15 protein-coding genes are annotated in these 14,919 nt (G+C 71.9%); 10 read left to right on the top strand and 5 right to left on the bottom strand.

Annotation, left to right across the window (positions count from 1 at the left end; translation table 11 throughout):
- The first annotated feature begins 3 nt into the window (after nucleotides 1-3).
- Nucleotides 4-705, top strand: coding sequence for a B3/B4 domain-containing protein (locus tag AC068Z_RS19590; protein WP_478556866.1), 702 nt, complete (start codon nucleotides 4-6; stop codon nucleotides 703-705).
- 74 nt (nucleotides 706-779) lie between these two features.
- Here the strand turns inward: AC068Z_RS19590 and AC068Z_RS19585 are convergent, their stop codons facing one another.
- Nucleotides 780-1,508: a lysophospholipid acyltransferase family protein gene (locus AC068Z_RS19585; RefSeq protein ID WP_478556864.1), complete on the bottom strand. Its 729-nt coding sequence runs from the start codon at nucleotides 1,506-1,508 to the stop codon at nucleotides 780-782.
- Between the two features lie 224 nt (nucleotides 1,509-1,732).
- Between AC068Z_RS19585 and AC068Z_RS19580 the strand changes: the two genes are divergently transcribed.
- From AC068Z_RS19580 to AC068Z_RS19565, 4 genes are all read left to right on the top strand, one after another.
- A complete protein-coding gene (locus AC068Z_RS19580) occupies nucleotides 1,733-2,059 on the top strand; it encodes a thioredoxin family protein (protein ID WP_478556862.1) in 327 nt (108 codons plus the stop codon).
- 115 nt (nucleotides 2,060-2,174) lie between these two features.
- Complete coding sequence (locus AC068Z_RS19575) at nucleotides 2,175-2,684, top strand: flavin reductase family protein (RefSeq protein WP_478556860.1); 510 nt, start codon at nucleotides 2,175-2,177, stop codon at nucleotides 2,682-2,684.
- 219 nt (nucleotides 2,685-2,903) lie between these two features.
- On the top strand, nucleotides 2,904-3,692 hold the full coding sequence (locus tag AC068Z_RS19570; RefSeq protein WP_478556858.1) for an electron transfer flavoprotein subunit beta/FixA family protein: 789 nt from the start codon (nucleotides 2,904-2,906) through the stop codon (nucleotides 3,690-3,692).
- 54 nt (nucleotides 3,693-3,746) lie between these two features.
- Nucleotides 3,747-4,709: an electron transfer flavoprotein subunit alpha/FixB family protein gene (locus AC068Z_RS19565; RefSeq protein ID WP_478556856.1), complete on the top strand. Its 963-nt coding sequence runs from the start codon at nucleotides 3,747-3,749 to the stop codon at nucleotides 4,707-4,709.
- 63 nt (nucleotides 4,710-4,772) lie between these two features.
- Here AC068Z_RS19565 and AC068Z_RS19560 read toward each other — a convergent pair whose 3' ends face one another.
- Nucleotides 4,773-5,675, bottom strand: a complete 903-nt coding sequence (locus AC068Z_RS19560; protein ID WP_478556855.1) for an endonuclease/exonuclease/phosphatase family protein — start codon at nucleotides 5,673-5,675, stop codon at nucleotides 4,773-4,775.
- A gap of 201 nt (nucleotides 5,676-5,876) precedes the next feature.
- Between AC068Z_RS19560 and AC068Z_RS19555 the strand changes: the two genes are divergently transcribed.
- Nucleotides 5,877-7,172 carry a DUF6986 family protein gene (locus tag AC068Z_RS19555; RefSeq protein WP_478556853.1) on the top strand — a complete coding sequence of 432 codons (1,296 nt, stop codon included), beginning with the start codon at nucleotides 5,877-5,879 and terminating at the stop codon, nucleotides 7,170-7,172.
- 97 nt (nucleotides 7,173-7,269) lie between these two features.
- Entirely contained in the window at nucleotides 7,270-8,964 is a 1,695-nt protein-coding gene (locus AC068Z_RS19550; protein ID WP_478556851.1) for a serine/threonine-protein kinase, read from the top strand.
- Here AC068Z_RS19550 and AC068Z_RS19545 read toward each other — a convergent pair.
- Together AC068Z_RS19545 and AC068Z_RS19540 are read right to left on the bottom strand one after the other, a co-directional pair.
- Nucleotides 8,910-9,701, bottom strand: a complete 792-nt coding sequence (locus AC068Z_RS19545) for a hypothetical protein (RefSeq protein WP_478556849.1) — start codon at nucleotides 9,699-9,701, stop codon at nucleotides 8,910-8,912. The genes AC068Z_RS19550 and AC068Z_RS19545 overlap by 55 nt on opposite strands.
- Nucleotides 9,702-9,708: 7 nt before the next feature.
- On the bottom strand, nucleotides 9,709-10,758 hold the full coding sequence (locus AC068Z_RS19540) for a LacI family DNA-binding transcriptional regulator (RefSeq protein WP_478557275.1): 1,050 nt from the start codon (nucleotides 10,756-10,758) through the stop codon (nucleotides 9,709-9,711).
- 248 nt (nucleotides 10,759-11,006) lie between these two features.
- On the opposite strand from AC068Z_RS19540, the gene AC068Z_RS19535 reads away from it, so the two are divergent.
- The 3 genes from AC068Z_RS19535 to AC068Z_RS19525 all read left to right on the top strand — a co-directional run bounded on the left by AC068Z_RS19535 (nucleotide 11,007) and on the right by AC068Z_RS19525 (nucleotide 13,433).
- Nucleotides 11,007-11,954: an ROK family protein gene (locus AC068Z_RS19535; protein ID WP_478556847.1), complete on the top strand. Its 948-nt coding sequence runs from the start codon at nucleotides 11,007-11,009 to the stop codon at nucleotides 11,952-11,954.
- A 100-nt stretch (nucleotides 11,955-12,054) separates the two neighbouring features.
- On the top strand, nucleotides 12,055-12,258 hold the full coding sequence (locus tag AC068Z_RS19530; RefSeq protein WP_478556845.1) for a hypothetical protein: 204 nt from the start codon (nucleotides 12,055-12,057) through the stop codon (nucleotides 12,256-12,258).
- 137 nt (nucleotides 12,259-12,395) lie between these two features.
- Nucleotides 12,396-13,433, top strand: a complete 1,038-nt coding sequence (locus AC068Z_RS19525; RefSeq protein ID WP_478556843.1) for an NUDIX hydrolase — start codon at nucleotides 12,396-12,398, stop codon at nucleotides 13,431-13,433.
- A 114-nt stretch (nucleotides 13,434-13,547) separates the two neighbouring features.
- Here AC068Z_RS19525 and AC068Z_RS19520 read toward each other — a convergent pair whose 3' ends face one another.
- A complete protein-coding gene (locus AC068Z_RS19520; protein WP_478556841.1) occupies nucleotides 13,548-14,903 on the bottom strand; it encodes a M20/M25/M40 family metallo-hydrolase in 1,356 nt (451 codons plus the stop codon).
- Nucleotides 14,904-14,919: the final 16 nt, after the last annotated feature.

Raw genomic sequence — 14,919 nt, 5'->3', positions numbered from 1 at the left:
ACCATGACCCTCACCCTGACCGTCTCCGACGAGGTGCGCGCCCTAGCGCCCGGCTTCACCCACGTCGCCGTCGAGGCCCACGGACTCGTCAACGGGCCCAGCACGGAGGCGAGTTCCGCGCTCCTCGACGACGCGGCCCACAGGCTCGCCGTACGCCTGGACGGCCGGGCCCCGCACGAGGACCCGCACATGGCGGCCTGGCGCGAGGTGTACTCGGCGTTCGGGTCCAAGCCCTCGCGCACCCGCAACTCGGCGGAGGCGCTGGCCAAGCGGGCGCTGTCGGGCCCCGGGCTGCCCCGGATCAACGCGCTCGTCGACCTCTACAACGCGATCAGCGTGGCCCATCTGATCCCGGTCGGCGGCGAGGACCTCGACCGTGTCCAGGGCGGGATGCGGCTGATCAGGGCCACCGGCGAGGAGCCCTTCGTGACCGTCGCCGACGGCACCGAGGTCGTGGAGCACCCCGAAGCCGGTGAGGTGGTGTGGTGCGACGAGGCCGGAGTGACCTGCCGCCGCTGGAACTGGCGCCAGGGGCCGCGCACCCGCCTCACCGAGGAGTCGGTCTCGGCGATCTTCCTGCTGGAGGGCATGGCCCCGATGCCGGTGGCCGAGGTGGAGCGGGCGGGAGCGGAACTGGCTGAGCACCTGGAGAAGTTCTGTCCCGGGGCACGCATCGAGGTAGGCGGCGCAGTGGCGCCCCTTTAGGGGTGCGGGGCTGTGTCGACATGCGGCTCCGCCGCGTGGGCGCGACCAGCCCCCACCGTCGTGCGGCCGAACGACTACCGCGCTTCGGCTTCCCGGACCTGCTCCGGCGTGGGCGCCGTCCCCCCGAGGTGCGCCGGCATCCACCAGGTGTCGGTCGCGTCCTTGGGGCGCACGGGATACGCCCGCTGCGCCGCCTCCAGCAGCTCCTGCACCCGCTCCCGCAGCTGCCGCGTGATCGCGCCCGCGTACTTGTCCTTGGACGCCTCGATCGCCTCGCCGACCCGGATCGTGATCGGGGTGTGGCTGCGCTTGAAGTTCTTCGGGTGTCCCTTGGTCCACAGCCGCTGGGTGCCCCACACGGCCATCGGGATCAGCGGGACACCGGCCTCCTGCGCGAGCCGCGCGGCGCCCGACTTGAAGCTCTTCAGCGTGAACGACTGCGAGATCGTCGCCTCCGGGAAGACGCCCACGATCTCACCGGACCGCAGCGACTCCAGGGCGTGCTGGTAGGCCGCCTCGCCCTGCGTGCGGTCGACCGGGATGTGCTTCATCCCGCGCATCAGCGGACCGGAGATCCTGTGCCGGAAGACCGACTCCTTCGCCATGAAGCGCACCAGGCGCTTCTGGGGGAGCGCGGCCAGGCCGTTGAAGATGAAGTCCAGGTAACTGATGTGGTTGCTCACCAGTACGGCGCCGCCCGAGCGCGGGATGTTCTCCGAACCCTTGCAGTCGATCTTGAGGTCCCACGCCTTGAACATCGTGAGGGCGAGACCGACGACGGGACGGTAGACAAGCTCTGCCATGGACGGGGTGGACCCTTCCTTCTCTGCCTGGGAAGGAGTGCTCCCGGCGGGAAAGTTACGGAGCCGTAGGTTTACGGCTTTCGCAGATCGTGCCCCAAGAACGGACGGGGAGCCAGTCCTGGTGCCGGTGAACAGCGAGATCCTCGTCACGTCGCTGTAGTCGCGGCGGGGAATCTTTACGTACCGGTGAACGCTGAGGAGTCGAGGACCGGAGGAGGACAGGGGTGCGCGTGCAGGGTGAGGGCAAGCGGCTGGGGCCGCGGGAGTTGGGCGGCCGGCTCGGTGAACGGGCCACCCTCGTACAGTTCTCCAGCGCCTTCTGCGCTCCCTGCCGGGCGACCCGGCGGGTCCTGGACGAGGTGGCCGCCATGGTCCCCGGTGTCGTCCATGTCGAGATCGACGCCGAGGCCCGCCTGGAGCTCGTGAGGGAGCTGGAAATCCTCAGGACGCCCACCGTGCTGGTCCTCGACGCCGCCGGGCAGGTGGTGCGCCGGGCCACCGGCCAGCCCCGCAAGGCGGACGTCATCGCGGCCCTCGGCGAGGCCGTGTGACAGGCCACGACCCGACAGTGAGTCATCTCCTACATCCCGGGACCGACTTGACTGTACGGACCACCTATCGTCAGTCTGACAAGATGTCCGCCCCGCTCCTCCTCCCCAGGGTTCCATGACCGCCACGCCCGACGTCGACGCCTCCCGGCTCGCCTCTCCCGAACTGCTGCGCTCCGTCTTCCGGCGGCACGCCGCGGGAGTCGCGGTGATCACCGCCCGCGGCGCGGACGGCCCCGTCGGGTTCACCGCGACCTCCCTCACCTCGGTCTCCGCCGAACCCCCGATGCTCTCCTTCGGCATCGGCACCGGTTCCTCCTGTTGGCCCACCGTGGCGCGGGCCGGTCATGTCGGCGTGCACCTGCTCGGCGAGCACCAGCGGGAGCTGGCCGCCACCTTCGCCCGCAGCGGCGCCGACCGCTTCGGCGCGCCCACCGCCTGGCGCGAGGGCCCCGAGGGTGTCCCCGTCCTCGACGGCGTCCCCGCCTGGCTGATCGGCCGGATCACCGCGCGCGTGCCGGCCGGGGACCATCGGATCGTGCTGGCGGAAGTCCTGCTCGGTGACCACACGGGCCCCGGGCGTCCCCTGCTGTACCACCAGGGCCGGTTCACCGGCCTGCGTGACTGACCGTGTATCGGACAGTTCTGCGAAGTCGGTCAGTTCCGATTACGCTGCGTTGCGAAGGTCACAGTTCAAAGCGCTTGCTTAGCGGGAACGAACTGGGTGTACTGACGAGTAATATTGCGGTCGGAGCGCAGGTCGCCCCGATCGGGAACGGCCGCTTCAGGCGCCTATGCTGCCTGCAAGCAGGCAGCAGAGAAATGTCGACGCAGTAGGAGAGCCGGCGTGAGCTTGAGGATCGTTGTCACTGTGAAGTACGTGCCCGACGCCACTGGCGACCGGCACTTCGCCGATGACCTGACCGTCGACCGGGACGACGTGGACGGTCTGCTCTCCGAGCTCGACGAGTACGCCGTCGAGCAGGCGCTGCAGATCTCCGAGAACTCGGACGACGACGTCGAGATCACCGTCCTGACCGTGGGCCCGGAGGACGCCAAGGACGCGCTGCGCAAGGCGCTTTCGATGGGCGCCGACAAGGCGATCCACGTCGAGGACGACGATCTGCACGGCACCGACGCCCTGGGCACCTCGCTGGTGCTGGCGAAGGCGATCGAGAAGGCCGGCTACGACCTGGTCATCTCCGGTATGGCGTCCACCGACGGCACCATGGGTGTCGTTCCCGCGCTGCTCGCCGAGCGTCTGGGCGTCCCGCAGGTCACGCTGCTCTCCGAGGTCTCGGTCGCGGACGGCACGGTCAAGGGCCGCCGTGACGGCGACGCCGCCTCCGAGCAGCTGGAGGCTTCCCTGCCGGCGGTCGTGTCGGTCACCGACCAGTCGGGCGAGGCGCGTTACCCGTCCTTCAAGGGCATCATGGCGGCCAAGAAGAAGCCGGTTCAGTCCTGGGACCTGGAGGACCTCGAGATCGACGCCGAGGAGGTCGGTCTGGAGGGCTCCTACACGGTGGTCGACTCCGCGGCCGAGCGTCCGGCCCGTACCGCCGGCACGATCGTCAAGGACGAGGGCGAGGGCGGCAAGCAGCTCGCTGAGTTCCTCGCGGGCCAGAAGTTCATCTGAGCCCCACTTCGCTGACCGCCCCTCATCTTTCGCAAGCAGGAGAGAAGAAGTCCCATGGCTGAAGTTCTCGTCTACGTCGACCACGTGGACGGTGCCGTCCGCAAGCCCACTCTGGAGCTGCTGACCCTGGCCCGCCGCGTCGGCGAGCCGGTCGCCGTGGCCCTCGGCAACGGCGCCGCCGACACCGCCGCCGCCCTCGCCGAGCACGGCGCGGTCAAGGTCCTCACCCACGACGCCGCCGAGTACGCCGACTACCTGGTCGTGCCGAAGGTCGACGCCCTCCAGGCCGCCGTCGAGGCGGTCTCCCCGGCCGCCGTGCTGGTCCCCTCCTCCGCCGAGGGCAAGGAGATCGCCGCCCGTCTGGCGCTGCGCATCGGCTCCGGCATCATCACCGACGCCGTCGACCTCGAGGCCGGCGATGAGGGCCCGGTGGCCACCCAGTCGGTGTTCGCCGCGTCCTTCACCACCAAGTCCCGGGTCGCCAAGGGCACCCCGGTCATCACGGTCAAGCCGAACTCGGCCGCTGTCGAGGCCGCCCCGGCCGCCGGTGCCGTCGAGGCCCTGGCCGTGACCTTCTCCGCCCAGGCCACCGGCACCAAGGTCACCGGCCGCACGCCGCGTGAGTCCACGGGCCGTCCGGAGCTGACGGAGGCCGCGATCGTGGTCTCCGGTGGCCGTGGCGTCAATGGCGCGGAGAACTTCGCGATCATCGAGTCGCTCGCCGACTCCCTCGGCGCGGCCGTCGGCGCCTCGCGTGCCGCCGTCGACGCCGGCTGGTACCCGCACACCAACCAGGTCGGCCAGACCGGCAAGTCGGTCTCGCCGCAGCTGTACATCGCCTCCGGCATCTCCGGCGCGATCCAGCACCGCGCCGGTATGCAGACCTCGAAGACGATCGTGGCGATCAACAAGGACGCCGAGGCCCCGATCTTCGACCTCGTCGACTACGGCGTGGTCGGCGACCTCTTCGACGTCGTCCCCCAGCTCACCGAGGAGATCAAGACCCGCAAGGGCTGATCCCGCGGCAGGCTGTACGAGGCCCCCGTGACCGTTCCTGCGGTCGCGGGGGCCTCGGCGTGTTCAGCCCAGGGTCAGCGAGGCCTGTACGGGCAGATGGTCGCTCGGGAACTGGTCGTCCAGGGCGAAGGTGTTGATGGCCGCCCGGTGCGCGGTGACGCCTGGGGTGGTCAGGACCCAGTCGATGCGGTCGCCGTCCGGCACCAGCGGACGGTAGCCGTGGAAGGTCGCGTACTGCGGGCTCCGCTCGGCGGCCGTGTCCCAGGTGTCGAGGAGTCCGGCGCCCAGCAGCTTGTCGTAGACGACGTTCTTGTGTGCGGCGACGTTGAAGTCGCCGGTCACCACGACCGGCAGGGCCGGGTCGAAGCCGGCGATCCGCTCGGCGATCAGGGCGGCGCTGCGTTCGCGCGCGGGCTGGCCGCGGTGGTCGAAGTGGGTGTTCAGGACGTAGAACTCCCGCCCGCCCGCGCGCCGGTCGCGAAAGCGGATCCAGGTGACCATCCGGGGGAAGGCGGCGCCCCAGGTGTTCGAGCCGATCACGTACGGCGTGTCGGAGAGCCAGAAGTGGTCGTACTCGAGCGGGGTGAGGCGGCGGGTGTCGTAGAAGACGGCCATGGATTCGTCGGCGCTGCCGTGCAGGCGGCCGGTGCCCACCCAGTCGTAGTGCCGGCCGAGGTCGGCGTCGATGTCGAGGAGCTGCGGAAACAGGCCCTCCTGGGTGCCGATGACGTGCGGGGCCTCGCGCCGCAGCAGTTCGCGCATCACCGGTCTGCGCACGGCCCAGCTGTTGGGTTCGACGGTGCTCGCGAAGCGCAGGTTGAAGGACATGACCTCCAGATGGCGGCGCGGGCGTTCCGCCGCCGCGGACTCGGAGGTCAGTGCTGTACTGGAGAGGGGTGTGGTCACCGCGGCGGCTAACGCGGCCTTCAGGCCCAGACGGCGCGTGACTCGGCTGTGGTGCGGCACGGTGGCTCCTTCGGTGGGAACTGCCGGACGAGTCGTGCGGACGTGCCCAATGAGTGTCATAGCGTGCCATGAGGTGGACGTGAACATGGCGAGAGTGCGGGGTTTCGCCCCGTGGACATGGTGTTGACCTTCAGGAGGGCCCCGGATAACTTCGTTCTACGGATTGTTGATTCCGTACAGCGGAAAACAGGAGGGTGTGGGATGGGTCAGGGCCAGCAGGAGCAGGTGGCGACGAGCCTCGCGGGCGCCGTCAGCGAGGAGATCAGCGCCTCCCTCGCGCCGGTCGACGCCGAACTGGAGCGCCGCTACCCCGGAGACCCCGGCACCCGCCAGCCCGTCCACACCGTCTACGTCCCCGGCGACGTCTTCGCCGCCGGCACGATCCGCTCCTGGGGCGACCAGGCCCTCGCCGCGCTCGACGAACACGCCCCGGACGCCGCGTCCTTCGCGGCCGTCCTCGGCCTGTCCGACGAACTCGCCGGCCCGGTCTACACGCGTGTGCGGGCCAAGCTGGAGCGCGAGCCCGTGGAGGACCTGCGCGTCGACTTCGAGGACGGCTACAAGGGAACCGACGAGGACCAGCACGCCGCCCGCGCCGCCCGGCTCGTCGCCGACGCCTGCAAGAACGGCACGGCTGCCCCGTACATGGGCATCCGCATGAAGTGCATGGAGGCCCCGGTCCGGGACCGCGGCATCCGCACCCTCGACATCTTCCTCAGCGGCCTGATGGAGGCCGGCGGGCTGCCCGACGGCCTGGTCCTCACCCTGCCCAAGGTGACCTATCCCGAGCAGGTCACCGCGATGGTCCGGCTGCTGGAGGAGTTCGAGAAGGCCCGCGGCCTCACGCCCGGCCGGATCGGTTTCGAGATCCAGATCGAGACCAGCCAGTCCATCCTCGCCACCGACGGCACCGCCGCCGTCGCCCGCATGATCCAGGCAGCCGAGGGCCGCGCCACCGGACTGCACTACGGCACCTTCGACTACAGCGCCTGCCTCGGCGTCTCCGCCGCCTACCAGGCCAGCGACCACCCGGCCGCCGACCACGCCAAGGCGATCATGCAGGTCGCGGCGGCCGGCACCGGCGTGCGCGTCTCGGACGGCTCCACCAACGTCCTTCCGGTCGGTACGACAAAGAAGGTGCACGAGGCCTGGAAGCTGCACTACGGCCTCACCCGCCGCGCCCTCGCCCGCGCCTACTACCAGGGCTGGGACATGCACCCCGGCCACCTCCCCACCCGGTACGCGGCCGTCTTCGCCTTCTACCGCGAGGGCTTCGAGGCCGCAGCCAAGCGCCTCGCCGCCTACGCCAACCAGGTCGACGGCGACGTCATGGACGAGCCCGCCACCGCCAAGGCCCTCGCCGGATACCTCCTGCGCGGCCTGGACTGCGGCGCCCTCGACACCGGCGAGGTCACCCGCCTCACCGGCCTGACCCTGGCCCGCCTCCAGGCCTACGCCGGCCCGCGCCGCGCGGACCTGACGCCGTCCGCCAAGTAGCGGGTCCGTCACGGCCGTCGGCACCCGGCGGAGCCCGGTCACCCCTGCCCCTTAGGCTGTACGCCACACACGGACGGCTCACAGGAACGGGGCAGGGGTGTCTTCGGGGGAGAACGGGCGGACCGGCGAGACCGGGCGGCTGCTGGCCGGGCGGTACCGCGTCCTGGGCCAGCTCGGCCGGGGTGGCATGGGCGTGGTCTGGCGGGCCGTCGACGACGTCCTCGGGCGCGAGGTCGCCGTCAAGGAACTGCGCACCTACATCGACGCCGAGAGCCCCGAACTCGACGCACTGCGACTGCGGATGCAGCGCGAGGCCCGGGCGGCGGCCCGGGTGCGCCACCCCGGAGTGGTGGCGGTGCACGACGTCACCGAGGTCGACGGACGGCCGCTGATCGTCATGGAGCTGGTCGACGGCCCCTCCCTGGACGACGTGCTGCGTGAGCGCGGCACGCTGGACGCCCGGGAGGCGGCCGGGATCGGTGCCAAGGTCATGGACGCGCTGGCCGCCGCCCACCGCGCCGGCGTGCTGCACCGCGACGTCAAGCCGGGCAACATCCTGCTCGACCGCTCCGGCCGGGTCGTGCTCACCGACTTCGGCATCGCCACCATGGAGGACCCGGGCGACGGCTCGGCCACCCACCTCACCCGCAGCGGCGAACTGGTCGGCTCCCTGGACTACCTGGCGCCCGAGCGAGCCCAGGGCTCCCAGCCGGGCCCCGCCTCCGACGTCTGGGCGCTCGGAGCCACGCTCTACGCGGCCGTCGAGGGCTCCTCGCCCTTCCGCCGCACCTCGACCTTCTCCACGCTCACCGCGATCGTCAGCGAGCCGCTGCCCGAACCGCACCGCGCCGGACCGCTCGCCCCGGTCCTCCAGCGGCTGTTGGAGAAGCGCCCCGAGGCCCGTCCAGAGGCCGAGGAGGCCCGCGAGCTGCTCCAGGCCGTCGCCGACTCCGTCGCCCGCGACACGCCCACCACGACCCTGCGCGGCACGGCTCCGCCGGACCGGGCGGCGACGGAGATCGGAGTTGCGGCGGTGCCGCAGGGCTTCGGCCCGCCGGGACGGACGGAACAGACGGGACGGACGGAACAGACGGGACAGGCGGAACTGACGGGACAGGCGGGGCAGGCAGGCCAAGCAGGCCAAGCAGGCCTAGCAGGGCCTGCGGCGGCCACCAGCCCGCTGGACAGCCCCGCCCGCTCCCGCCGAAGGCACCGCGTCCTGCTCGCCGCCGCCGCGGTCGCCGTCGTCCTCGCCACCGCCGGCGCCACCGTGGCCGTGCTGAACAGCGGGGACGACACCAAGTCGGCCGGAGGGCCCACCTCGGACGCCGGCTCGGGCACGCCGTCCTCGCCCGAGACGACATCCGCCGACGCGAAGCCCACCGGCACGAAGCCCACCGGCACGCCCGAGGAGAAGTCCCCGACCCCGAGCCGCAGCGCCGAGGCCACGCCGACGCCCAAGCCCACCCCGAGCAAGACCTCGGGCGGAGGCGGCGCCACGATCCCCGCGTCCGCCTGCCACCCCATCGGCGACGGCAAGTACAACTGCGAGGTGTGGAAGACCGCGAAGTCCTACACCGCCGACGGCACCGAGGTCGGTGTCCTGGGCGAGGGCACCAACTACTTCTACTGCCAGCAGAACCTGGGCCGCCGCGAGACGTCCGGGCGGTGGACCAACGTCTGGTGGGCGAAGACCGACGACGACAGCGGAAACGCCGACGTCTGGGTCAGCGACGTCTACGTCATGGGCGGCGACAACGACGAACCGGTGCCGGGACTCCCGCTCTGCTGACCGGCGTACCGCTCCAGGCCGTGCTCGGTCACCAGCTTCTCCCGTGCGAAGAGCCGGGTGCCGCGCTCGCACAGCACGTGGTCGGCGCGGGCCCGCTCGCAGAACTCCTCCGGGGTCTCCCCGAACAGCTCCCTCAACCGGGCGGAACCGAGGAGCAGTTCGGTCAGCAGCTCCCGCTGGCCGGGATGGGTGCGCGGCGCTCCGGTGCCGTTGCGCAGGACGCCCCGGCGATTGACGTACGAGAAGACACCCGGCAGCGTCGTGCCGTCCGCCAGGTCGACCCGCACCTCGGGTGAAGGCAGCCAGGCGCGGCGGTAGTTGCCGAGGGGCAGCGGTACGCCCTCGCTGGCGTCGATCACCGCGAGCTGCTCGGGGTCGAGCCAGAGCACGAACAACTCCCGTACGGTGCCGGGGGAGTGGACCGGCGACGCCGACACGTAGCCCAGGCGGCTCACGTGCGCGGACACACCGATCTCCACGCCCGTGACCCGGGCCCTGACCATGGGGACCGGGGAGGCGATGCCCGACTCGGCCATCTTGTCCCGCAGTTGGCCGGGGCAGGCGTTGGAGCCGATGGCGAGGACGGGGGCGCGGTCGGTGTGGGTGAGCCGGTCCAGGGACAGGAACCGCTCGCCGTCCAGGAGCCCGGAGTCCGCGGGCCAGGTGCCGGGGTAGAGCAGCGGATGGTCGCGGGGCGCGAGTGCGAGTCCCAGTGCCTCAAGGGTCCGGTCGTCCATGGCGACCTCAGTCCGCCGGGGGCAGTTCGCCCGAGCCGCGGGTGATCAGGCGCGTGGGCAGCTCGATGCGCTCGGGAGTGACGAGGGTGCCGTCGAGCTGCCGGAACAGCCGCTCGGCGGCGGTACGGCCGAGGGCGGCCGCGTCCTGCGCGACGACGGTGACGCCCGGCTGCAGCAGATCGGCGAGCTCCAGGTCGTCGAAGCCGACGAGCGCGACCTGGCGGTTCTGCTCGGCCAGCACGCGGATGACGGTCACCGTCACCCGGTTGTTGCCCGCGAAGATCGCGGTGACCGGCCGGGGCCCGGCAAGCATCTCCTCGGCGGCCCTGCGCACCCGCTCGGGGTCGGTGACGCCCAGGGACATCCAGGAGTCCTCGACCGGTATCTCCGCGTCCTCCATGGCCGCCCGGTAGCCGCGCAGCCGCTCGGCGGCGGTGTGGATGCGGGGCATGTCGCCGATGAAGCCGATCCGGCGGTGGCCGTGGGCGATCAGATGGGCGACGCCGTCCCGGGCGCCGCCGTAGTTGTCCGACAGCACGACATCGGCGTCGATCTTCCCCGCCGGACGGTCCACGAACACCGTGGCCACGCCCGCTCTGATCTCCGGCTCCAGATACCGGTGGTCGTCGCCCGCGGGGATCACCACCAGGCCGTCCACCCGCCGTGCGCACAGCGCCAGCGCCAACTCCTGCTCCCGGTCCGCGTCCTCGGCGCTGGAGCCGTTGATCAGCAGCGCGCCGTGCGCCCGCGCCACCTCCTCGACCGCGCGGCTGAGCGGGCCGTAGAAGGGGTCCGCGAGGTCCTCCAGGACCAGGCCGATGCTGGCGGTACGGCCCTTGCGCAGCACCCTCGCGCTGTCGTTGCGGCGGAAGCCGAGCGCCTCGATGGCCTCCTGGACGCGGCGCTCCGTCTCGGGCGTGACCCCGGGCTCGCCGTTGACCACTCGCGAGACCGTCTTCAGGCCCACCCCCGCCCGCGCGGCCACGTCCTTCATCGTCGGCCGGTTGCCGTAGCGGTTCTGGGGCGAGCGGTCGGCGCGGCGGATGGTCTCGGGCACGATGCGGGTCCTGTCCTGTTCGTCCACGGGTGCGTCCTCGTCTACGAGGATGCGTCTTCGTCCACGGGGGTGCGGCTTCGGCCATGGGGATGCGTCGATCCACAGTTTGTATGAGGATGTGGCGTCGAGCATAGAGCCTGGACAACGTTGTCAGATGCGGGGGACACTGTCCACCGCACTTTCCGGCCCGCACCCCACGGCGTGACCGGCCTGCCCTTTTCCGCAGTTGACCGGGAGATCTGACTCTGATGCACACCGACCTCGTGGCCGCGCTCGACATCGGCGGAACGAAGATCGCCGGAGGTTTGGTGGACGGCCACGGCCGGATCCTGGCGCGCGCCCAGCGTCCGACGCCGGCGCGGGAGGACGGTGACACCGTGATGGGTGCCGTCGAGGCGGTGCTGGGTGAACTGACGGCCTCCTCGCTGTGGGCGCGGGTGGGCGCCCTCGGGATCGGCAGCGCGGGGCCGGTGGACGCCTCGGCGGGCACGGTGAGTCCGGTGAACGTGCCGGGCTGGCGGGAGTACCCGCTGGTCCGACGGGTTCGTGAGGCGACGGGCGGGCTGCCTGTCGAGCTGATCGGCGACGGGGTGGCCATCACGGCGGCCGAGCACTGGCAGGGCGCCGCGCGCGGCCACGACAACGCCCTGTGCATGGTGGTGTCCACCGGCGTCGGCGGCGGTCTCGTCCTCAACGGCCGGCTGCATCCCGGCCCCACCGGCAACGCGGGCCACATCGGCCACATCAGTGTCGATCTCGACGGCGACCCCTGCCCGTGCGGTGCGCGCGGCTGCGTGGAGCGGATCGCGAGCGGTCCCAACATCGCCCGGCGTGCCCTGGAGAACGGCTGGGTGCCCGGCCCCGACGGTGACACCTCCGCCGCCGCGGTGGCCGCCGCCGCCCGCGCCGGCGATCCCGTCGCCGTGGCCTCCTTCGAGCGGGCCGCACAGGCCCTGGCCGCCGGGATCGCGGCCACCGCGACCCTGGTCGAGATCGACATCGCCGTCATCGGCGGCGGCGTGGGCAAGGCGGGCGAGGTCCTGCTCGCCCCCCTGCGCAAGGCCCTCGCCGACTACGCCACCCTCTCCTTCGTCCAGCGCCTGGCGGTGACACCGGCCCAGATGGGCACGGACGCGGGGCTCGTGGGGGCGGCGGCCGCGGCGCTGACGCGGCGGGTGGACGCGGCAGCGGTCTGATCTTCTGGTGGGGGCGGCAGGAACGTTCCGGCGGCCGTGGGTGATCCGCTTTCCGGCCGCGACACCGTGACCCTTCACCCGCGGCGCAGTTGAACCGGCCATGAAGAAGCGCAGCATGCTCGCCATCGCCTCCCTGGCCACCGGATTCGTCGTCGCGGCCGTCACGCCGTCCCACTCGCTCGGCAGCGATCTGACGGACCTCGACGTGGGGGAGACCCTCAGCTCCCTCAGCACCGTCGAGGACACGATCGCCAGCGACAGCCTGGCCGTCGAGGACAACGCCCTCGGGCAGAACAACGACTGACGAGCCCGACGGCACGGCGCCGGTGTCCCGCACCCAGGGGCACCGGCGCCGCCGTGCGTGGGCCCTCAACTGGGGCTGGTTTCCGTGGCAGGGTGGAGCGGGCAAGCCACAGGGGGCCAACAGAAGAGGGGGAGTCTGTGATCGTCTGGATCAACGGGCCTTTCGGTGCGGGGAAGACCACCACCGCACGGGAACTGATCGAACTGATCCCGAACAGCACGCTCTTCGACCCCGAGGTCATCGGCGGAGCACTGCCGCACCTGCTGCCGCCCAAACACCTCGCCGAGGTCGGCGACTTCCAGGACCTGCCGATCTGGCGACGCCTCGTGATCGACACCGCGGCCGCGATGCTCGCCGAGCTCGGCGGGACCCTCGTGGTTCCCATGACCTTGCTGCGCCAGGAGTACCGCGACGAGATCTTCGGCGGCCTCGCCGCGCGCCGGATCGCCGTACGGCACATCCTCCTGGCCCCGGCGGAAACGATCCTGCGCGAGCGGATAGCGCGGCGCGAGGTCCCCGACGTCCCCGACGGCGAACTGCGGACGCGGCAATGGTCGTACGACCACATCGAGCCGTACCGCTCCGCGCTCGCCTCCTGGCTCAGCGCCGACGCCTACCCCGTCGACAACGGTCCGCTCACCCCGTACCAGACCGCCGCCCGCATCGCCGAGGCCGTCGCCGCCGAAGACGTGCCCGCCTGCGACATCGTGCAGACCCCCGAGCCCACCGCCGAGACGGTGGCGGCCGGCGTCCTCCTCTTCGACGAACAGGACCGTGTCCTGCTCGTCGACCCCACCTACAAGGCGGGCTGGGAGTTCCCCGGCGGTGTCGTCGAACCCGGCGAGGCGCCCGCGCGCGCGGGCATGCGCGAGGTCGCCGAGGAGACGGGGATCCGGCTCACCGACGTACCCCGGCTCCTCGTCGTCGACTGGGAACCACCCGCGCCACCCGGCTACGGCGGACTGCGCCTCCTCTTCGACGGGGGCCGGCTGGACTCCGCCCGTGCCGAGCGGCTGCTGCTGCCCGGACCCGAACTGCGCGCCTGGCGGTTCGCGAGCGAGGAGGAGGCCGCCGATCTGCTGCCGCCCGTGCGCTACGAACGCCTGCGCTGGGCCCTGCGCGCCCGCGAACGCGGGGCCGCGCTGTATCTGGAGGCGGGGATTCCCGCCCCCTGAAACGCGCTGCCGCGCCTGCCGCGGGCTGCCGCCCCCTCTGCCGCGCGCTACCGAGCGCTGACGGGTGCTGCCGCCTCTGGCGCGCGCTGCCGAGCCTCCTGCCGCGTCCTGCGGTCAGTTCGCCGCGTAGTGGCGCAGGAACAGTGCCTCCGCCACGGACAGGCTCTCCAGTTCCTCGGGCGAGACGCTCTCGTTCACGGCGTGGATCTGCGCCTCCGGCTCGCTCAGGCCGATCAGGAGGATCTCCGCGTCCGGGTAGAGCGCCGCGAGGGTGTTGCACAGCGGGATGGAGCCGCCCTGCCCGGCGTACTGCATCTCCTGGCCCGGGTAGGCCTCGGTCATCGCCCGGGCCATCGCCGCGTACGCCGGGCTCGTGGTGTCGGCGCTGAACGCCTGGCCCTGGCCGACCTGGTCGACGCGCACCCGCGCGCCCCACGGCGTGTGCGCCTCGATGTGCGCCTGGAGCAGCTTGGTCGCCTCGGCCGCGTCCACGCCCGGCGGCACCCGCAGGCTGATCAGCGCGCGGGCGCTCGACTGCACGGACGGGGTCGCGCCGACCACCGGCGGGCAGTCGATGCCGATGACCGTGACGGCCGGACGCGACCAGAGCCGGTCCGCGACCGTGCCGGAGCCGATCAGCTCCACCCCGTCCAGCACCTTGGCGTCCTTGCGGAACTGCTCCTCGTCGTACTGGAGCCCTTCCCACTCGGTTCCCGGCGCGAGCCCGTCGACCGTCGTCGAGCCGTCCTCCGCGCGCAGCGAGTCCAGGACCCGGATCAGCGCGCCGAGCGCGTCCGGGGCCGCGCCGCCGAACTGGCCGGAGTGCAGGTTGCCCTTCAGGGTGTCGATCTGCACCCGGAGCATGGTCATGCCGCGCAGCGTCGTGGTGACGGTCGGCAGGCCGACCCGGAAGTTGCCCGCGTCGCCGACGACGATCGTGTCCGCCGCGAGGAGCTCGGGGTGAGCCTCGGCGTACCGCTCCAGACCGCCCGTGCCCATCTCCTCTGAACCCTCGGCGATCACCTTGACGTGCACCGGGACACCGCCGTTGGCCTTCAGCGCGCGCAGCGCCAGCAGGTGCATGATCAGGCCGCCCTTGCAGTCGGCGGCGCCCCGGCCGTACCAGCGCCCGTCGCGCTCGGTCAGTTCGAACGGCGGGGTCCGCCAGGCCGTCTCGTCCAGCGGCGGCTGCACGTCGTAGTGGGCGTAGAGCAGGACGGTCTTCGCGCCCTCCGGGCCGGGCAGGTAGCCGTACACCGACTGCGTGCCGTCGGGGGTGTCCAGGAGCGCGACGTCCTCGAAGCCCTCGGCGCGCAGCGCGTCCGCGACCCAGCGCGCGGCGCCCTCGCTCTCGCTCCGGGGGAACTGGTCGAAGTCGGCCACCGACTTGAACCGCACCAGTTCGGCGAGTTCCGTCCACGCCCGCGGCATCAGCGAGGCGACGGTCTCGGCGACCGGATTCGACGACATGGGCACGCTCCTCGTG

The organism is Streptomyces sp. NPDC043726 (assembly GCF_056436565.1).
The sequence above is the reverse complement of the archived record's forward strand: the minus strand, read 5'-3'. Positions and strand labels throughout refer to the sequence as shown.